This is a genomic window from Flavobacterium taihuense, from assembly GCF_019351435.1.
Lineage (GTDB): Bacteria > Bacteroidota > Bacteroidia > Flavobacteriales > Flavobacteriaceae > Flavobacterium > Flavobacterium taihuense.
This window is the reverse complement of sequence record NZ_JAHWYN010000001.1, coordinates 235,334-252,491: the sequence shown is the minus strand read 5'-3', so window position 1 is coordinate 252,491 and position 17,158 is coordinate 235,334. Positions and strand designations below refer to the sequence as shown.

The window sequence follows — 17,158 nt, the reverse complement described above, 5'->3', positions numbered from 1 at the left end:
AGAACCAATAAATATATAGTCATGAATATCAGCTCTATTAAAACACCTGGGGTCTACATCAATGAGATTGATGCATTCCCACCTTCTGTTGCTCAAGTAGCCACTGCCGTACCAGCCTTTGTGGGCTTTACTGAAAATGCTCCCACTCCCAATATTGTCACTAGGGTATCCTCTTTTTTAGAATTTCAGCAACTTTATGGAGGAGCTCCTCAACCTACGGGAATTACCGTTGATCTGGATGCTAATTCACTCCCAACTGACAATTGTACGGTTGCAGAAAGTAAATTCAAACTCTACAATAGCATGCAGCTTTTTTATGCCAATGGTGGAGGAGAATGTTACATTCAATCGATTGGTTTGTATGCAGAGGCCCCTGTTTTTGATGCCGCTACCAAAACCAAATTCATCACTGGTATTGCCGCTCTCGAGAAATACGACGAACCCACCTTGCTTCTGTTTCCGGATGCTGTAAATTTAAGCGTTGCAGATCTTGGTGAGGTTCAAAAACAAGCCTTGATGCAATGCCAGAAACTCATGGATCGTTTTGTTATTATGGATGTAAAATATGATAAAGCAAAAACTCCAATCGCAGATAATTTAGATTTTAGAGACAGCATTGGAAGTAATAATTTAAAATATGGAGCAGCTTATTATCCGTATTTGACAAGCAGTTTTCCACAAACATTTAGACTATCAGACATTAGTACAGCGTTGGCATCATCTGGCGGTTTCAAACAATTTTTCCCAAATGACACTGACCTTAAAGCAAAAATCGATTCTTTTGAAAGCCTTCATACCGATATTTCGGCATTAAAAACAAGTAGTAAAAATGCAATTACAGCTAATAAGTTATTGGATTGGGCACCAACAGTAAACGCAACAAAACTCAATGCCAATTTAATCAAAAGCTGGAATCTTATCAAAGTTTTTGCCAAACCTGACGATTTTACCAATCCTGGTCTAGTTAGTTTTGCCAATTCAGATATAGTATCCATTTCTTTAAAACCGGTAGTTCAAAAATTAATCGATTTTAGAAAAGCATATGAGGAACTAAAAAAAACCAATGGTGTCGATAAGGTTGATCCATTGCCATTAGCAACAGTACTTAATACCGACTTCAATGGCAATTGGGGTGCTACAATTCTGACAACTCCAGTATCTGCTCCAAACGAATTTGACGGTAAATTAAACAAATCCATTCCTGTTGCAGGACCTATCCCAGCGCATGATGAACCCGATTTTGTAAAAATTCAAGCCGAACTCAACAAATTACACACTCTTGTGTTAAACTCACTGGACACTGCAGTAAATTCTGCTCTCAAATACGAATTAGTACAGGAAAACAATCTCATCGCACAAATGCCAATTTACGGAAGCATTGTTTCCAAATTGTCCCAAAGCATGAATACCGTTCCTCCAAGCGGTGCCATAGCGGGAATTTATGCTCAAACCGACGGCACAAGAGGTGTTTGGAAAGCACCAGCCAATGTGAGCATTAATGGGATTATTGGACTAACTAGAGACATCAACGACTTTGACCAAGAACCCATGAACATTCACGAAACTGGAAAATCCATTAACGCCATTCGCAAATTTACAGGCAAAGGATTTTTGGTTTGGGGAGCACGCACGCTCGATGGAAATAGCAACGACTGGCGCTATGTAAACGTGAGACGCCTTGCCAACATGATTGAAGAGTCCGTGAAAAAAGCCTGTATGCGTTATGTCTTTGAACCCAATGTTTCTCAAACTTGGGTAAACGTAAAAGGGATGATCGAAAATTATCTGACTTCTATTTGGAATGATGGTGCATTGGCTGGAGCCAAACCAGAACATGCCTTTTTTGTGGCTGTGGGAATCAATCAAACAATGACTGCTCAAGATATTCTGGAAGGAAGATTGATTGTAAAAGTAGGTTATGCTCCTTCAAGACCTGCGGAGTTTATCATTCTTGAATTCAAACAAATGCAGCAAAAATCATAGCTTCCACAAAAAGCATCATTCGAAAAAAAATAATTTTTAGCAATTAACATTTAAAAACATAAAGTTATGCCTAATACAGATTTTCCTATCCCAAAGTTTCATTTTAGCGTAGAATGGGGCGGTACAAAAATAGCTTTCACCGAGGTTTCCGGTCTAAATAAAGAAATGGATGTTATAGAGCACCGCGTAGGTTCCAGTCCAGAGTTTTTCAAGAAAAAAATGCCTGGTTTGCAAAAATTAAGCAACATTTCACTCAAAAGAGGTGTTTTTGCAGGCGACAATGAATTTTATCAATGGTACAATACCGTAGCGATGAACACTGTCGAGAGACGTAATATCACCATTTCGCTTTTGAACGAAAATCATACTCCAGTGGTAGTTTGGAAAGTAAAAGATTGTTTTATTGTATCCTTGAAATGCTCAGACATGAAAGCTGATGCAAACGAGGTAGCAATAGATACAGTCGAGATTGCCAACCACGGATTTACGATGGAACACGTAGCGTAATAGTATGGCGAGTTCAAATCCCATAGTAGGCTTCCATTTCTCGGTGATTTTTGAGCTGTTGCCACAGTTTAGTATCGATACCAAGTTTCAAAGTGTGGGCGGTTTAAAAGGAACTCTAGAAATGGAATCGGTGAAAGAAGGCGGTCAAAATCGATTTACCCATCAATTACCCATTCGATCGGGATATCAGGATTTAGTACTCAAAAGAGGACTCACTTCGGATATGTCTAGTGTTTCGATGTGGTGCTTGAATGCCATTGAAAATTTCAATTTCAGTCCTGCCAATCTGGTGGTTTCCTTACTAAACGAAAATGGAAACCCAGTAAAAGCTTGGTATGTATCTCATGCTATTCCATTATCGATAGATTACGGAGATTTTAACGCCGAAGAAAATAAAATTGTCATTGAATCCATTGCTTTAAAATACAATTTTTTCAAAGAAATACCAATTCCAAGTTTTTAAAGAACTAACGCACATAATTATGCCAATAGAAATCAAAGAATTACGCATTGTAGTTAAAATTGAAGAGGACATACCTTCTTTTCAAGCCCAAATTCCGTTGGATAAAGTGCAATTAGAATCTATAAAATCGGAGCTTATTCGGGAATGTACCTCTAAAGTTTTAGAAAAAATAAAAGAAAAATCCGAACGATGATACAAGCGGCTTTAGGCATTATAGACAAAATGAGGATTGAGGTTTTTGAAACTAATGAGTACGACAAAGACCCGAAGAAAACCATTTTTGTACAACTCAATCCAGAGAAATACACCATGAAACACAATGTTGTATTTTCTGAAGGTCAGCCTATGGGAGCCACTGGCAACGATTTGAAATTCAATAAAATTGAAGGCGAAGAAGTGACTTTCGAATTCCTTTTTGACAGTTCGGGTGTTGTTCCTCCTGGGAAAATAAAAGATGGGAAAGGAAACATGTCTTTTCTGGACAAAGCTGGCGATGTTTTTGACGCATTGAAACCAGCCATAGTCAACCCTTTTGCCGAGGTGAAATCAGTAGAAGAAGATTTGGAAGCCTTCAAGAATCTATTGTTAGGCTATAATGGGAAAACACATCATACGGCATATTTACAACTTTTGTGGGGAGGTTATAGCTTACAATGTCGATTGAAAAACATGGAAATTGAATATTATTTGTTTCGAAAAGACGGAAGACCTATTAGAGCCAAAGCCAAATGTACTTTCAAAGGAACAGTTTCGTACAAAACGATGCTCGCCGAACAAAAGAAAAGCTCACCAGATTTGACTCATGAAAGAGAATTTGAAATGAATGATAAGCTCACTCTCATCGCTGAAAACATATATGAAAGTCCCAATTATTATATAGATGTAGCCCAATCTAACTCGTTATTGAGTTTTAGAAATGTTCGTTTTGGTCAAAAATTGATTTTCCCACCAATAAAATAATCGAGTATGCCTATAAAACCCTATATCGATGAAGATGAAGTCTTGAAACTGGAAATTCTGGTGAAGGATAAAAACGATGGATTGGATACCTTACTCAAAGAAGCACACATACATTTTGAGCTGAATAAAATTCCATCGGCAAAATTCACATTTATTGCTTCAAATAGGGATGTAGATAAAAAGGAAACTTTTCCTAGTGATGCGTTAAAGGAAAATGATGAAATCACTTTTAATGTTACAATTAAAAAAGAAAAAAAAACACTTTTTAAAGGAATCATAAAAGCTACCGAAAAAGTTCAGGACGGTAATTTTATCAATATAAAAATAGAATGCAAAGATATCGCCTTTGATATGACGTTGCCCAGCACAGAACCGGAAACCAACAATCAAACTTTTGAAGACAAACTAAAATTATTCACCAAAAAACTAAAACTCAATGATGAATTGTCTGGAAAAGATTGGGGAAAAGAAAAGATAACACACAACTCGGCCACGTTGCCTTGGGATTTTGTTTTGGGTTATTTGGATTCTGTTGGGGTTTTTGTCTCAATTAAAAATGGTGAGTTTAATGGCATCGATTTATTAAAAACGCCTCCAACAGAAAAGTATTTAGCCGAAAACGGTATTAATGTTTTCTCTTTTACCGGAAAATCAGATGAGACCAAAAAATTAAAAAAAGCAATCATTGAACATTGGGATCCAGCAACGCAAAAAATAGTAAAAACCGAAGAAACACAGGAAGCCATAAATCCGTTTGAGAAATTAATAAAACTCAATGAAAATAGATTTAGTGAAGCAACTGTAAAACGAATGCTCAAAGCGATTCTCAAAAAAAGCGAACTGCAAACCATTAATGGAAAAGTGCAAACTTTTGGCAATCTGGAAGCGCATACGGGTGATTTTATAAAATGCAACAAGGTAAACGAAAAAATAGATGATAAAGCCATCATCATTAGCGCCATAGAACACACTATCGAGAACGGAAATTGGAAAACCGAATACACTTTAGGATTTGAAGGAGAGCCTTCATTTGCAGAAAACGCAAACAAACAAACGGCAAGTCCGCAAGCACAAATGGGACAAACAAATGCTATTAGTGGTTTGCAAATAGGCGTTGTGGTACAAATCGAAGAAGACCCCAATAAGGAATTCCGGATTAAAGTTCGCATCCCTACACTGTCCGAAAAAGGAGAAGGCGTTTGGGCCAGACTTGCCACTCTCAATGCCTCAAAGGAAATGGGAAGTTACTTTATACCAAGTGTAGACGATGAAGTCATATTGGGTTGCTTGGGTAATAATCCAGACACTCCTATTATTTTGGGAAGTTTGTACAGCAGTGCAAAACCAATGCCGATTCCCATCAAAAAAGAAAATTATATAAAAGGGTTTGTCACCAAAGAAGGTACCAAAGTGGTTCTCGATGACGAAAAAAAGTCCATTGAACTCAGTACCAAAAAAGGCAATAAACTCCTCATAAGCGATGATGAAAAAGGATTTGTCCTAGAAGACGAAAACAAAAATAAAATAACAATGAACAAAGATGGAATTACCATAGAAAGTAGCAAAGACTTTATTGTAAAAGCATCTGGAGACGTAAAAATGGACGGTATAGGTTGCACTGTCAATGCATCTGGAAATATGGAATTAAAAGGTAGCATCATAAAAATAAATTAATATGCCAGCAGCAGCAAGAGCATCAGATATGCACGTTTGTCCAGCATCAACTGGGCCAACACCTCATGTGGGAGGTCCTATTTTGCCAGGAGGCAATACCACTGTACTTATAGGCGGTATACCCGCCGCTGTAGTTGGGGACAATTGCGTATGTACAGGCCCACCAGATTCCATTTCAAAAGGTTCTGCCACCGTTACCATTGGCGGAAAAGCCGCTGCAAGAATGGGTGATTCAACAGCACATGGAGGAACAATAGTACTAGGATGTCCAACAGTTTTAATAGGAGGTTGAAAATATGAAAGACGAAACATTTATAGGAACAGGCTGGAGCTTTCCACCCACATTCAATCCCATTTCCGGTTCGGTGGAAACTGTTGATGGTGTGACAGACATCAACCAAAGTTTGCAAATTCTTTTGGGGACACAACTTGGGGAACGAATTTTAAGATCTGACTTTGGGTGCAATCTTACGCCCTTATTATTTGAAAATATAACCGTAACGCTACTCACCAAGATAAAGGGAATTGTGAAAATGGCCATATTAAAATACGAACCCAGAATAGACCTCAACAACGTTTCTTTTGGCGCTGAAGAAACATCACAAGGACTCATAAAATTAGAAATAGAATATACTGTAAGAACCACCAACTCGAGACAGAATTACGTATACCCTTTTTATCTTGAAGAAGGAACTTACATCAAATAAAATGGTTAGTTATAAAATCTTTATACTAAAAATATAAAAATGGACAATTGCTCATCAAACATATCAATTCATCAAGGAATGGGAACCACCCAAGAAGAGCGATTTTTGGGAGCACTCAAACCTGATTATTTTCTTATTGATGAAAGAAAAGAAATTGATTTTATTGCTTTTGCCCAAAAATTGGCTGTTCATATAAAATTCTATAATGACTCCAATGTAGAAGACGGCAATTGGGCTAACTTTTTTCAGTGGGAATCAACAGCTATTCTCGTACAACTGTATTTGTGGGATGTCCAAAAATTACAAGAACAGTACAAAATCTGTAAAATTGAAATCAAAACTTCAACAGTAGTTGCAGATCAAAAAAAAATACTTTTGTCCTATTTTGAAAGCATAAACAGTCAATTCTTAGATTTTAATCGAAAAATAAATGTTCTGGATTCAACCCTTTCTGCCAAAGAAACCTTGCAAGGAACAAGTTCTTATTTCGTTCAAAAAATAAAGGATTTGAATGACAAAATAACGACAAGTACCAATCCATTAGCATTGGTTTCTAATTCTCAGTTCGACAAAAACGTACAACAGCTTTATGGATTAATTCAAAATTGGAAACAGGTTGCTGGAGAAAACATTGCTAATCAATTGGAAAGCTACTCCAATCACAAACCTCATTTTGCATTATATCTTTCCTTTTTAAAACTTTTGGGAATCGCACAAGCACAACTCAATGAGTTTACAAAAAGACATCTTGATTTTTATTACAGAGACGTTTTACAAATACAACCTGCAAATGCACGACCTGACTATGTACATCTTGTTCTTGAACCTACTCCTGAAAAGGCAGTACTAGTTCCTAAAGGTCGTGTTTTTCCCGCAGGCAAAAATTCATTGGGCAAAAACAAATTCTACACTGCAACAGCAGACCAAGCCATTAATGACGGAACGTTACATTCTTTTTTAAGCCATTATAAAAATTCTACTAACCCTTGGATGCAATCCGATTTTATAAAATCGAATGCTCAAAATAAATCTTTCAATGTGTTTTCAGATTCGGGAACAATGGTAGAAACCGGTTTGCTTGTTGCCAGTCCGTTATTGTTCTTGAGTGGGGGTTATAGAGCGATTTTTCTCAAAATAAACAATGAAACTCTAGATTTATCCCACTATAAATTTTTTATCACTGGCGAAAAAAAAGTGATTGAAATTAATCCTACTTATTTCTATGACAATTATATCACTCTAGAAATAATAGCCACCGAAAAGAAAATAATTGCTCACGATCCTAAAATTCACACTTCCATAAATATAAACACCAACTATCCTGTTCTAAAAATAGTATCTCTAAATGGCGCAAAACAAATCGACATAACTCAGCTAGATGTCTACATTTATGTTACTGGTTTAAAGAACTTTGTTTTAGGCACAGACACTGGATTGGTTGACACTAGTAAATCGTTCAAACCTTTCGGTGATTTTCCAAAAAATGGTAATGGTTTTGTCATTGGCTGTAATGAATTTTTTGCTAAAAAAAATGCCCATCTGTCTATCAATATCAATCCTTATTTTACCAGTGGTCTTGATTTGCAAACAGAAAAACTAATAGATGGATTGTGGACCAACACTCAGACTTTTAATTATGAAATTGAAAATACAAATCCAATACTGGAATATCAGGAAAAAAATACATTACCTAATACTTCCAGCGTTGCTGGTTATACAAAAGTTATCCTGAACGACACCAATTTTGCAGGGGAGAAATTTCTACAAGATTTTATTGCAGCCAGTAAAAGCGGTGGCACTTTACCCGTAGCACCAACTATTAACGAAATTAGCCTAGGATATTACGTTTATGACCTGTATAAGAATGGTGCTTCAAATAACCCAATTGAAGTGTATCACATTTTGCCTTTTGGATACAAAAAGGATGAACTATATGATTCCAAATTTCCTCATGATGGTCCAGTTGGCGGTGAGCTTTATTTAGGATTTGAAAAAGTAATTCCAGGAAACGGATTGTCTCTTTTAATTCAGCTCGCCGAAGGAACTGCCAACCCAAGACAGGAACCAGCTACAGTCGAATGGTCTTATTTGAATCAAAATACATGGACACCAATTGATCCACATGAAATAGGTGATGAAACCAATGGATTAACACAATCCGGGTTGGTACAATTAACAATTCCGGAATTTGACACCAGTCAAACAACGATACTAGAAAAATTTCTTTTTTGGATAAAAATCGCAGTAAATCGAACCGATGCTATTTGTCATTTTATTGGTGTTCATACTCAAGCTTTGAAAGCTGTCCTTACCGATTTCGAGCAAAACGGAACTGTTTTCACCGAAAACACACCCAAAGAAATCATCTCAAAACTCTATGAACCCATTGATTTTATAAAAAAAATAACCCAGCCGTATGCTTCCTTTTCGGGAAAGAAAGAAGAAGATGATTTACTGCTTTACCAACGCTCCAGCGAAAGGTTAAGACACAAAAAACGCGCGATTACTTCATGGGATTATGAACGATTGATATTAGACGAATTCCCAGAAGTGCATCGGGTAAAATGTTTGAATCATTACCGCTATAATTCTACAACTATATCCAATGTATCGGCAGGTTATATCACTTTGATTCCCATTGCACAATCCAATAATTATCAAAATCCAGTTTCTTGGAAACCGCTTTTGAGTTTGGGGATTATGAAAAAAATACAGCAGTATATCTCAAAAATAGTGTCGCCTCACGCTAGGATTTCGGTTAAAACACCCACTCTGGAAAAAATTGAAGTCAAATTTAAAGTCAAATACCACGAAATTCCAGGCGCCGACACTCGTTTATATGCCGACGAGTTAAAAAAAATCATCAACACTTATTTGAGTCCTTGGGCTTTTGAGAATACTGAAGTGGTTTTTGCCAATGCCATAGAAACCTCAGCATTGATTCAATTAATAGACAATCAAATTTTTGTGGATTATATAACTGATTTTGAAGTCAATCAAATTATTCTCAATGACACAAACGACAGCGTAAAAAATATATTTTATAAAGTAAAAGAAATTATTCCGATGACCGATTTCACTTTGTTTGTGCCCAACGAGTCTCATTTCATAGAAGAAATAAATAATTGACACTTATGAAAACCGATTATTTTATAGCAAAAGACCGAAAGCTCCTTCCCGCTCAAGATTATGATTTCTTGAGAAAAGAAGGAATGAAGTATATAGAAAAACTAGGAAATAAACTCTGGACCGATTACAATGCGCACGATCCAGGGATTACCATTCTTGAAGTTTTGTCTTATGCTATTACCGAGTTGGGGTATCGAAACAGTTTTGACATTAAAAACATTTTATGCGACCGATATGGGAAAATTTCAAACCATAGTTTTTTTCCTGCCAGTGCTATTTTTACCAATGCTCCACTTACCGAAATTGATTATAGAAAATTACTCATCGATATCGACGGCATTTCGAATGCTTGGTTTTTGGCTACCAAAAAAACAATTGATTCTTCAGGTTTTTTTGCGCCACACGATAATGAAATTCCAATTTATATAAATCCTGTAGAAGATAAATTGAGTTTAAAATCTACTGATAAAAACAATACGGTATTACAAAAATTACCACTTAGGGGTTTGAACAAAGTGCTATTGGAACTGGAAGAAGATCCTGTTCTCGGTGATTTGAATTCGACTCTTTTGGACTTTGAATTTTTGGATCATGACCAATGGATTCAGGTAAATATCAGCCCGATGTTTGACTCTTGGAACAATCCAAAAGCCAATCTTCTGGAGGCACTGAGTAAACCTGCAAAAATAAAAAGTAAAAAAATAGAGAAGATTGACAACACGGTAGTTCTTACTCTTTTTAAAACTCCAAGTGGTGTTGAATTTTTGACTTTTACCATTAGCTGTTATGACCCAAGCGAAATAGATATTGTATTGGCTCATTTTTCGGTTCCCAAAAATTATATTGAACTGGTTACCCTTTTTAAAGATAAAAAAAACAAAGTCGACGCTACTTTTCAAAAAGTACATCAAAAACTGCATCAAAACAGAAATTTTACCGAGGACTATTTATGCCTTTCCACCATAGAAAGTATCGAAATTGGAATTTGTGTCGATATCGAAATGGAACCCCAATGCAATGTGGTTGATGTTATGGCTCAAATTCAGATTGCGCTGTTTGATGTCATAAATCCTCCAATTCGATTTTATACTTTGGCACAATTACTGGATCAAGGTTATCATTCAGAAGATTTATTTCTCGGTCCCAAACTCGATCACGGTTTCCTGAAAGACGAAGAATTAATCAATTGTTCCTTACCCACTGCGATCCATTCCTCCGATATTATTGCTGTGCTGATGGGGGTAAAAGGAGTAGTTTCGGTCAATACTCTTTTGCTCACGGCTTACGACAAAAATGGAAAACCCATTCCCGGAAGTTCCAGCCAACCTTGGAGTTTGGCTCTTTCTGGAGAAGTGAATCCTATTTTTACACCTAAAAAATCCAAAATACTTTTGTTTCAAAAAAAGATTCCTTTTCTGCTTTCAGAAAACAATCAAATGTTGGTAGATCAAAAAATAGAAATATATAAATCACAGCAAAAAAATTACAAACTACTCAACACCAATAATGAGCTGCCTTATCCATCGGGAACTTTTTATCAACTAGATGAATATTACAGCATTCAAGACGAGTTTCCTCAAAATTATGGTTTGGGAAAAAATCAATTATCCGATAAAGAATCGGATTTGCGAAAAGCACAGGTCAATCAGCTCAAGGGCTATTTGCATTTTTATGATCAAATCTTGGCCGATTTTTTCAATCAATTGTACCATTCCAAAAATATTTTGGATACCGCAACAATAGATAGAAGCTACTTTCCCAAGTTTCTTTCTAAAAATGATTGGAATGGAGGTGAATTTTATTCCAAAGAACTTTATACTAAATCCTTTGAGGATAATTTATGGATTCCCAATGATGACCAGATTACTATTTATGAAAACAAAGCGGAGTTTTACGAGCGACGAAATCGAGCATTGGACCATTTGATGGCACGATTTGGAGAAAGCTTCAACGATTACGTTTTTATGATGTATCAGGTCAATCAAGATGCAAAAGGTCTGGGCGAATTGAGTTTTCAATATGAAGATTTAATACAAGACAAGCAAAATTTTATCAATGACTATCCTGAAATAAGCAGTAAAAGAGGAATTGGAATGGATTACATAAATCCGAACACCCTTACTCCGCCTGATTTTTGGGGTTCTAATTCTAGAGGTGGTTATGAGCAACGGGTTGCCAAATTATTGGGGATAAATGACATTAGCTTAAGAGATATTGCCAATGACGATAGTCCGCAATCTCAATTGTCAATCCCTACGAAATTGGGCTTAATTCATTTTAAAATACAAAGTCCCGCTACCGATTTGGCTATTAAATGGAACTGGCTTCAAGAACATATTTTTGATCCCAATGTTTATACCATTCATAAATCGAGTACCAAATATTATCTCTATCTCGAAAAAGACGCTACTAAAATTGCCAAAGTCGATAAACCGTTTGCCACTTTTGAAGCCGCGCACGATTATTATAATTCGTTGCTACAAGCTCTGAATGAAGCTTTTGAAAATTTTTATTCCATAGAACATTTGCTGCTGAGACCTTTATTAACGACCAATAATGACAATGATTTACTAACGGTTTGTTTGCAGGACGATTGCAAAGACGAAGCCAATAATGACCCTTATTCTTTCAAAGCCACGATTGTTTTACCTGGTTATTTGACTCGTTTTCGAAACTTGACTTTTAGAAAATATGCGGAGAAAATTTTCAGACAAGAAGCGCCTGCACATGTATTATTAAAAATTTGTTGGGTAAATGCAAACGACATGAAACAGTTTCAATTAGCCTATAAAAACTGGCTCGAAAACTACCGCTACTTTAGAATAAAATACTGTTCTAAAACCATACTCCCAAAAGACGAAAACAGCTTCTTGCTTCATCATAAAGACATGATAAACGCTCTCAATGAATTGAACACCATGTACCCTGAAGGCAATTTATTCGATTGTCATTTGAGTGAAATTACCAACCCCATATTATTAGGAAATACAGCATTAGGAACACTTTAAAAATAGTAACATGAAAGCATTTAACAACTCCAAATATCCCGTTTTTGAGGCAGATCAAGTTCTAAGCCAAAAACATCTCAATAGTGTTGTAAGTTATCTTGAAGAACAAGACCGCTTGTCTCGAACAGGACTCTTAGGGATGGGAATTGTATGTGGATTAGAAATTTCGCATCCACAACCCAATCAAATTAAAATAGGTTGCGGAACGGCTGTTACTTCATTGGGGTATGAAATTAACTGGGAAGAAAAACTGTTTACATTTTACCATGATTTAGAACTTTCGGCCAATTTTTTGGGAGCCAATTACAGCAAAGAACCTTTTTTGGAACCCATGCTAAAATACGGTTCCAAGTATTCGCCTTTCAAAAATGCTATTGAATTGCTGGAACCCACAACTACGGAACTAGTTAAAACAGCTATTCCCAATGGTTTTTTTAATGATAAAGTGGTTCTATTGATTCTGGAAACAGCCTTGATTGACGAGAAAAACTGCGTCAATACTAATTGTGATGACAAAGGCAAAAGACTGGAATTCATAGTAAGACCTTTAGTTATAAATAATTCGGATATTGCACCTTTATTGCTCAGCGGTTTTGATATCAAAAAAGCATCACAAAAAATAGTCATACCGAGATACAATGTGCCTTTCAAAAATTTAGTAACAGGACAACAAGTGCTTGATGGTTTCAAAAATTGGTATGATGATACATTTCTAACCACGCTTTCCAATCAAATAAATGCGATTTACAACACCCATAAAAATGTACTGAAATCAACTTCTGACTTCACTACATTGAATAATTGTAAAACGCAATTAACACAAACCATCAACGCCAACAAAGACAAATTGCAAATTCAATATGTGTGCGACTGGATTGGTGATATTGTTTCTGCGTATAATGAAATTGTAGATTTCGAAAATCAGAATCCTACTTTTTGTTGTTTTGACGAAAGTCAGTTTCCTTTTCATATTATTTTAGGTAACATTACTATAGAGAATAATTTTAGAACGCCGTATATAAAAACCGGCAATACCGATAAAGAAATTCTCCTTAGAAACAAACTCAACATTTTGTTTGAACGATTGGTACTTTTGATAAAATCTTGGTCCATCACTGATACTATTATCCGAATAACACCCACAATCTATGGTAAAACTCCTTTGTCCAAAAAATCAATTCCCTATTATTATTCGAACTTTTTGGATCTAAATAAAAAATGGAATCCTGATAAAACAGTAAAAAACAAAACCAACGAAATCCTTTCGTATCAGTCCGAGAAACCCAATTATACCGATTTACAATGGATCAAAAAACCACTTTTGTATGATTTGGAACCGTATAACTTTCTAAGAATTGAAGGTCATATTGGCAAAAATTATTTAGAAGTACTTACCGAATTATCTTCCTTAAAAGACACCTACAACTTACCTTTTAAAACAATCGCTCTTAACGCAGTTGATTATGTAGGTAAAGATGTGGATATCACTAAACATCAAGGAGATTGGTCTGACCTTGAAGTTGATTATGATTTGGCCCGCAAAAAAGTGTACAATATTACTGAGTTTGTCATTAATTGGATTACATCGAACAAGGCCGAAATAGTCAAACAAACCATCATGACGGATGCCACGATTACTTCACTCAAAAATATTTTGAACGAAGTAAAAACCCTGCTGACAGACGATTTAAACGAATTTTTGCCCAATTATAAAAGCTTTTACGAAATTTTCAAAAACTTAAATGTTCTTTTCTTGTTTCATCGTTTTTGTTTATTATGGGGCAAAACCAATCTATCAGCTCTAGTTGAAGACTTGATCGATCACTTGGACCAAATCAACGAATTGTTTCTTGAAGATTCTTTTACGGTCATTTATGACGAAGCTATAAAGAGATGGAATACCAGTTTCAAGGATTTATTTTTGTCTTCCTTTTTACAAAAAAACAAAGGAATGGAACACCATGCAGGAGTTTCAGTAGGAGGCACATTCATTCTGGTTTACTCCGACACCACGATTTTCAAACCGCAACAAACTGCTCCAAAATACCAAGTGCTTCTTAATTCCATAAAAAGTTATACAGACAGTTTCTCTTTTGGAACCGTTGAAGAAACAAAAACAATCAAAGATGATCTTACCAAAAGCGTTTTATTCGATAAAACCAAATTTTCCCATAATGATTCCTATGATGTAAATGCGCTCAAAGATTGTAAAAATGAAACAGAGAATCTCAAAGCCAATTTGATAAAAGTGGCGCAACAAAACATGGCCAACAATTATCCGGCACATTTACAAGAATTTTTCTTGAATAATATCACAACCTTATTCCAATTTGAACCATTGGTCTTGGCCGAAAATAATACTCCGCAAAATGTCGTGCTTGCCGATTTCTTCTTGCCTTACATTCAAAATCCAGAAGGAAATAACATCAATATCATTATTGGAAATCCGGAAACAAAAGTTGGAGATTTTGAAAAAGCAGACTTCAATAATGATGATTTTAACACTTAGCAACTAATCTTTAAAAAATAAAGTTATGGCAACCAAACAAGAAATAATTACAGCAATTGATGGCAAAATTATTGCAAAAGGAAATATAACTGCTGTTGACACCAACAAAATCCTTAAAGATATTCTGGAATTTTCAGACAAACCCGTAACCCCAACTCCCATCAATGGTTTTGATTTCGGGAATGTCGATAAGCCTCTAGAAACGGAACAACTTGCTTCAATAAAAGTAAATTTTACTGGAATAGAAAACCTTACATGCTCCCTTTATCTTTGTGTAGAATCTCGATTACAAAAACCCATTAATCCCGATCAAAATAATAACAATCCCGAATGGTTATTTGTTCCTTTAAAAGCAGAGGAATATAAAGTTTTGCAACCCTTTTTACCGAACATCAATGACAAACAAATGTATCTTACCTTTTTGGTTCCATTTTTAAAAGCTGAAGATGCCGTTATTAGTACAGCTCCTGTTGCAGGAGAGATTAAAAACATGATCGAAACCAGGGCTACATCCAATAGATCTGATTTTCCGATGATGATTATTGGAATAGGCTTACTGATTGACAGACAAAAACAGAAAGGAATTCACCTCATTTTGCCTGAACCAGGTCATATTTCAACATCTATGGCGCTATCCTATAAACCAAATCATTTTGATTTTGAACTTTTTCAAAAAGAAACCCAAGCGAGTATAGAGTCTATTTTAAATAATATCATTGAAAAAAATGAAATAATTGTAAACTAAAAAATGCATTTAATTCAGCAACATACATTGGAGATTAATTGTACTTCACCCGATTTTGGAAAAGAAGTACAAAGCGTTGTTGCGGCATTGATGGAAAAGGAATTTTATCCGAAACTCGAATTGCTACTCAACCTTTACTCTATTCAGAACTTTACTTGGAAAATTGACAAACTGGAAATAAAACTTCACCCGCTTTCCAAAAAAAATTGGAAAGAAGAAATTGTAGCGCATTCTTTGGAACAAATTGAATTGTACTTAAAGTTACATTTTGAAAATTTAGAACAAAACCCATCTGTATTTAAAAATCTCGGCAAACTATTTACTAAAGAAATAATCGCTGAAAATTTATTTTTTGAATTTCTAAAAAAAGGAATTATTCCCGAAAATACATTATTTAAAAACCTTGAGGAATTGATAGTTCATTTAGAAATTAACCCCTCCTTTATAGATAAATTAAAAGTTTTGTTTTTAGAGAATACCAACTCTTTAATTCGTTTTATATATGCATTCCCAGAATTCTTTAAAACCAAAGTAGAAAACCAAATTGATGCTTTCCTATACGAATTCAAAGAATTATTACAATTTGTATTAGTATCAAAAGCAAATTATTTTACCAATATATCTTTAGAAAGTTGGGTTGAATTTATGGCTTGGCAATTTTATTTTTTCAAAGAAAAAAAAGTTTCAAAAACAGTTGTCTATGAAACTGTCCGAACCATTTCCTCTTTGCATTGGGATATAAAAATAACTTCTTTTATAACTTTAAAAGAAATTTTGAATCCCAAAATCAGTATTTACAAAAACAATCTTTTGACTATAAACAATGATTTTATAGTTTTTTGGGAAGTGATTTTGAATGACTTCAATTCTTTAAAATCATTCGAAAATTCATCATTCGAAGAAAATAACAGATTCAAAATTAATAGCAAAATCGAATTAGAAACACCCAATTCAATAACAGAAAATATGATTTATATAGAAAATGCAGGTTTGATACTTTTTCATCCTTTCTTAAAATCGTTGTTTGAGCAATTGGAACTAACCAAAAATGATATTTGGATCAATAAAATGAGCCAACATAAAGCAATATTATTGACCCAGTTTTTAATTAAGGGAGAAACAAAAATTGGAGAAAATGAATTGGTTCTCAACAAAATTTTATGTGGTTTTCCTATAGAAAATGTCGTGAATACCCAACTAGAAATCACGCAAAAAGAAATCGAAAAATGCGAAAGTTTACTACAGGCCGTGATTGAACATTGGAAAATTCTAGGCGACACCTCCATTGCTGGTTTACGGGAAACCTTTTTGCAAAGAAAAGGTAAAATTTTATTGACTGAAAATGAAAAGCTGGAACTCTGGGTAAAACAGGAAGGTGTGGATATTTTATTGGCTCAATTACCTTGGGGAATCGAAATGATAAAAACACCTTGGATGGAGGATTTCTTGCAGTGTTATTGGAATTAAATCAAA

General features: G+C 35.1%; 13 protein-coding genes. All 13 read left to right on the top strand.

What is annotated here, in order from left to right; all coding sequences use genetic code 11:
- The first annotated feature begins 21 nt into the window (after positions 1-21).
- The 13 genes from KZH69_RS01015 (at position 22) to KZH69_RS00955 (ending at position 17,152) form a co-directional block, all read left to right on the top strand.
- Positions 22-1,983, top strand: coding sequence for a phage tail sheath C-terminal domain-containing protein (locus tag KZH69_RS01015; protein WP_219315601.1), 1,962 nt, complete (start codon positions 22-24; stop codon positions 1,981-1,983).
- 66 nt (positions 1,984-2,049) lie between these two features.
- Entirely contained in the window at positions 2,050-2,490 is a 441-nt protein-coding gene (locus tag KZH69_RS01010) for a phage tail protein (protein ID WP_219315600.1), read from the top strand.
- A 4-nt stretch (positions 2,491-2,494) separates the two neighbouring features.
- Entirely contained in the window at positions 2,495-2,953 is a 459-nt protein-coding gene (locus tag KZH69_RS01005) for a phage tail protein (RefSeq protein ID WP_219315599.1), read from the top strand.
- 19 nt (positions 2,954-2,972) lie between these two features.
- Entirely contained in the window at positions 2,973-3,146 is a 174-nt protein-coding gene (locus KZH69_RS01000; RefSeq protein WP_219315598.1) for a DUF5908 family protein, read from the top strand.
- Positions 3,143-3,913: a CIS tube protein gene (locus KZH69_RS00995; protein WP_219315597.1), complete on the top strand. Its 771-nt coding sequence runs from the start codon at positions 3,143-3,145 to the stop codon at positions 3,911-3,913. Before KZH69_RS01000 ends, KZH69_RS00995 begins: the two co-directional genes overlap by 4 nt.
- A gap of 6 nt (positions 3,914-3,919) precedes the next feature.
- Positions 3,920-5,587, top strand: coding sequence for a phage baseplate assembly protein V (locus KZH69_RS00990; RefSeq protein WP_219315596.1), 1,668 nt, complete (start codon positions 3,920-3,922; stop codon positions 5,585-5,587).
- A 1-nt stretch (position 5,588) separates the two neighbouring features.
- Positions 5,589-5,879, top strand: coding sequence for a PAAR domain-containing protein (locus KZH69_RS00985; protein ID WP_219315595.1), 291 nt, complete (start codon positions 5,589-5,591; stop codon positions 5,877-5,879).
- 4 nt (positions 5,880-5,883) lie between these two features.
- On the top strand, positions 5,884-6,294 hold the full coding sequence (locus tag KZH69_RS00980) for a GPW/gp25 family protein (RefSeq protein WP_219315594.1): 411 nt from the start codon (positions 5,884-5,886) through the stop codon (positions 6,292-6,294).
- A gap of 39 nt (positions 6,295-6,333) precedes the next feature.
- Complete coding sequence (locus KZH69_RS00975) at positions 6,334-9,423, top strand: baseplate J/gp47 family protein (protein ID WP_219315593.1); 3,090 nt, start codon at positions 6,334-6,336, stop codon at positions 9,421-9,423.
- Positions 9,424-9,428: 5 nt separating this feature from the next.
- Entirely contained in the window at positions 9,429-12,431 is a 3,003-nt protein-coding gene (locus KZH69_RS00970; RefSeq protein WP_219315592.1) for a baseplate wedge protein, read from the top strand.
- A gap of 10 nt (positions 12,432-12,441) precedes the next feature.
- Positions 12,442-14,940 (top strand): hypothetical protein, encoded by a 2,499-nt coding sequence (locus tag KZH69_RS00965; protein ID WP_219315591.1) that lies wholly within the window; start codon positions 12,442-12,444, stop codon positions 14,938-14,940.
- A 25-nt stretch (positions 14,941-14,965) separates the two neighbouring features.
- Entirely contained in the window at positions 14,966-15,685 is a 720-nt protein-coding gene (locus KZH69_RS00960; protein WP_219315590.1) for a hypothetical protein, read from the top strand.
- A 3-nt stretch (positions 15,686-15,688) separates the two neighbouring features.
- On the top strand, positions 15,689-17,152 hold the full coding sequence (locus KZH69_RS00955) for a contractile injection system tape measure protein (protein ID WP_219315589.1): 1,464 nt from the start codon (positions 15,689-15,691) through the stop codon (positions 17,150-17,152).
- Positions 17,153-17,158 lie beyond the last annotated feature (6 nt).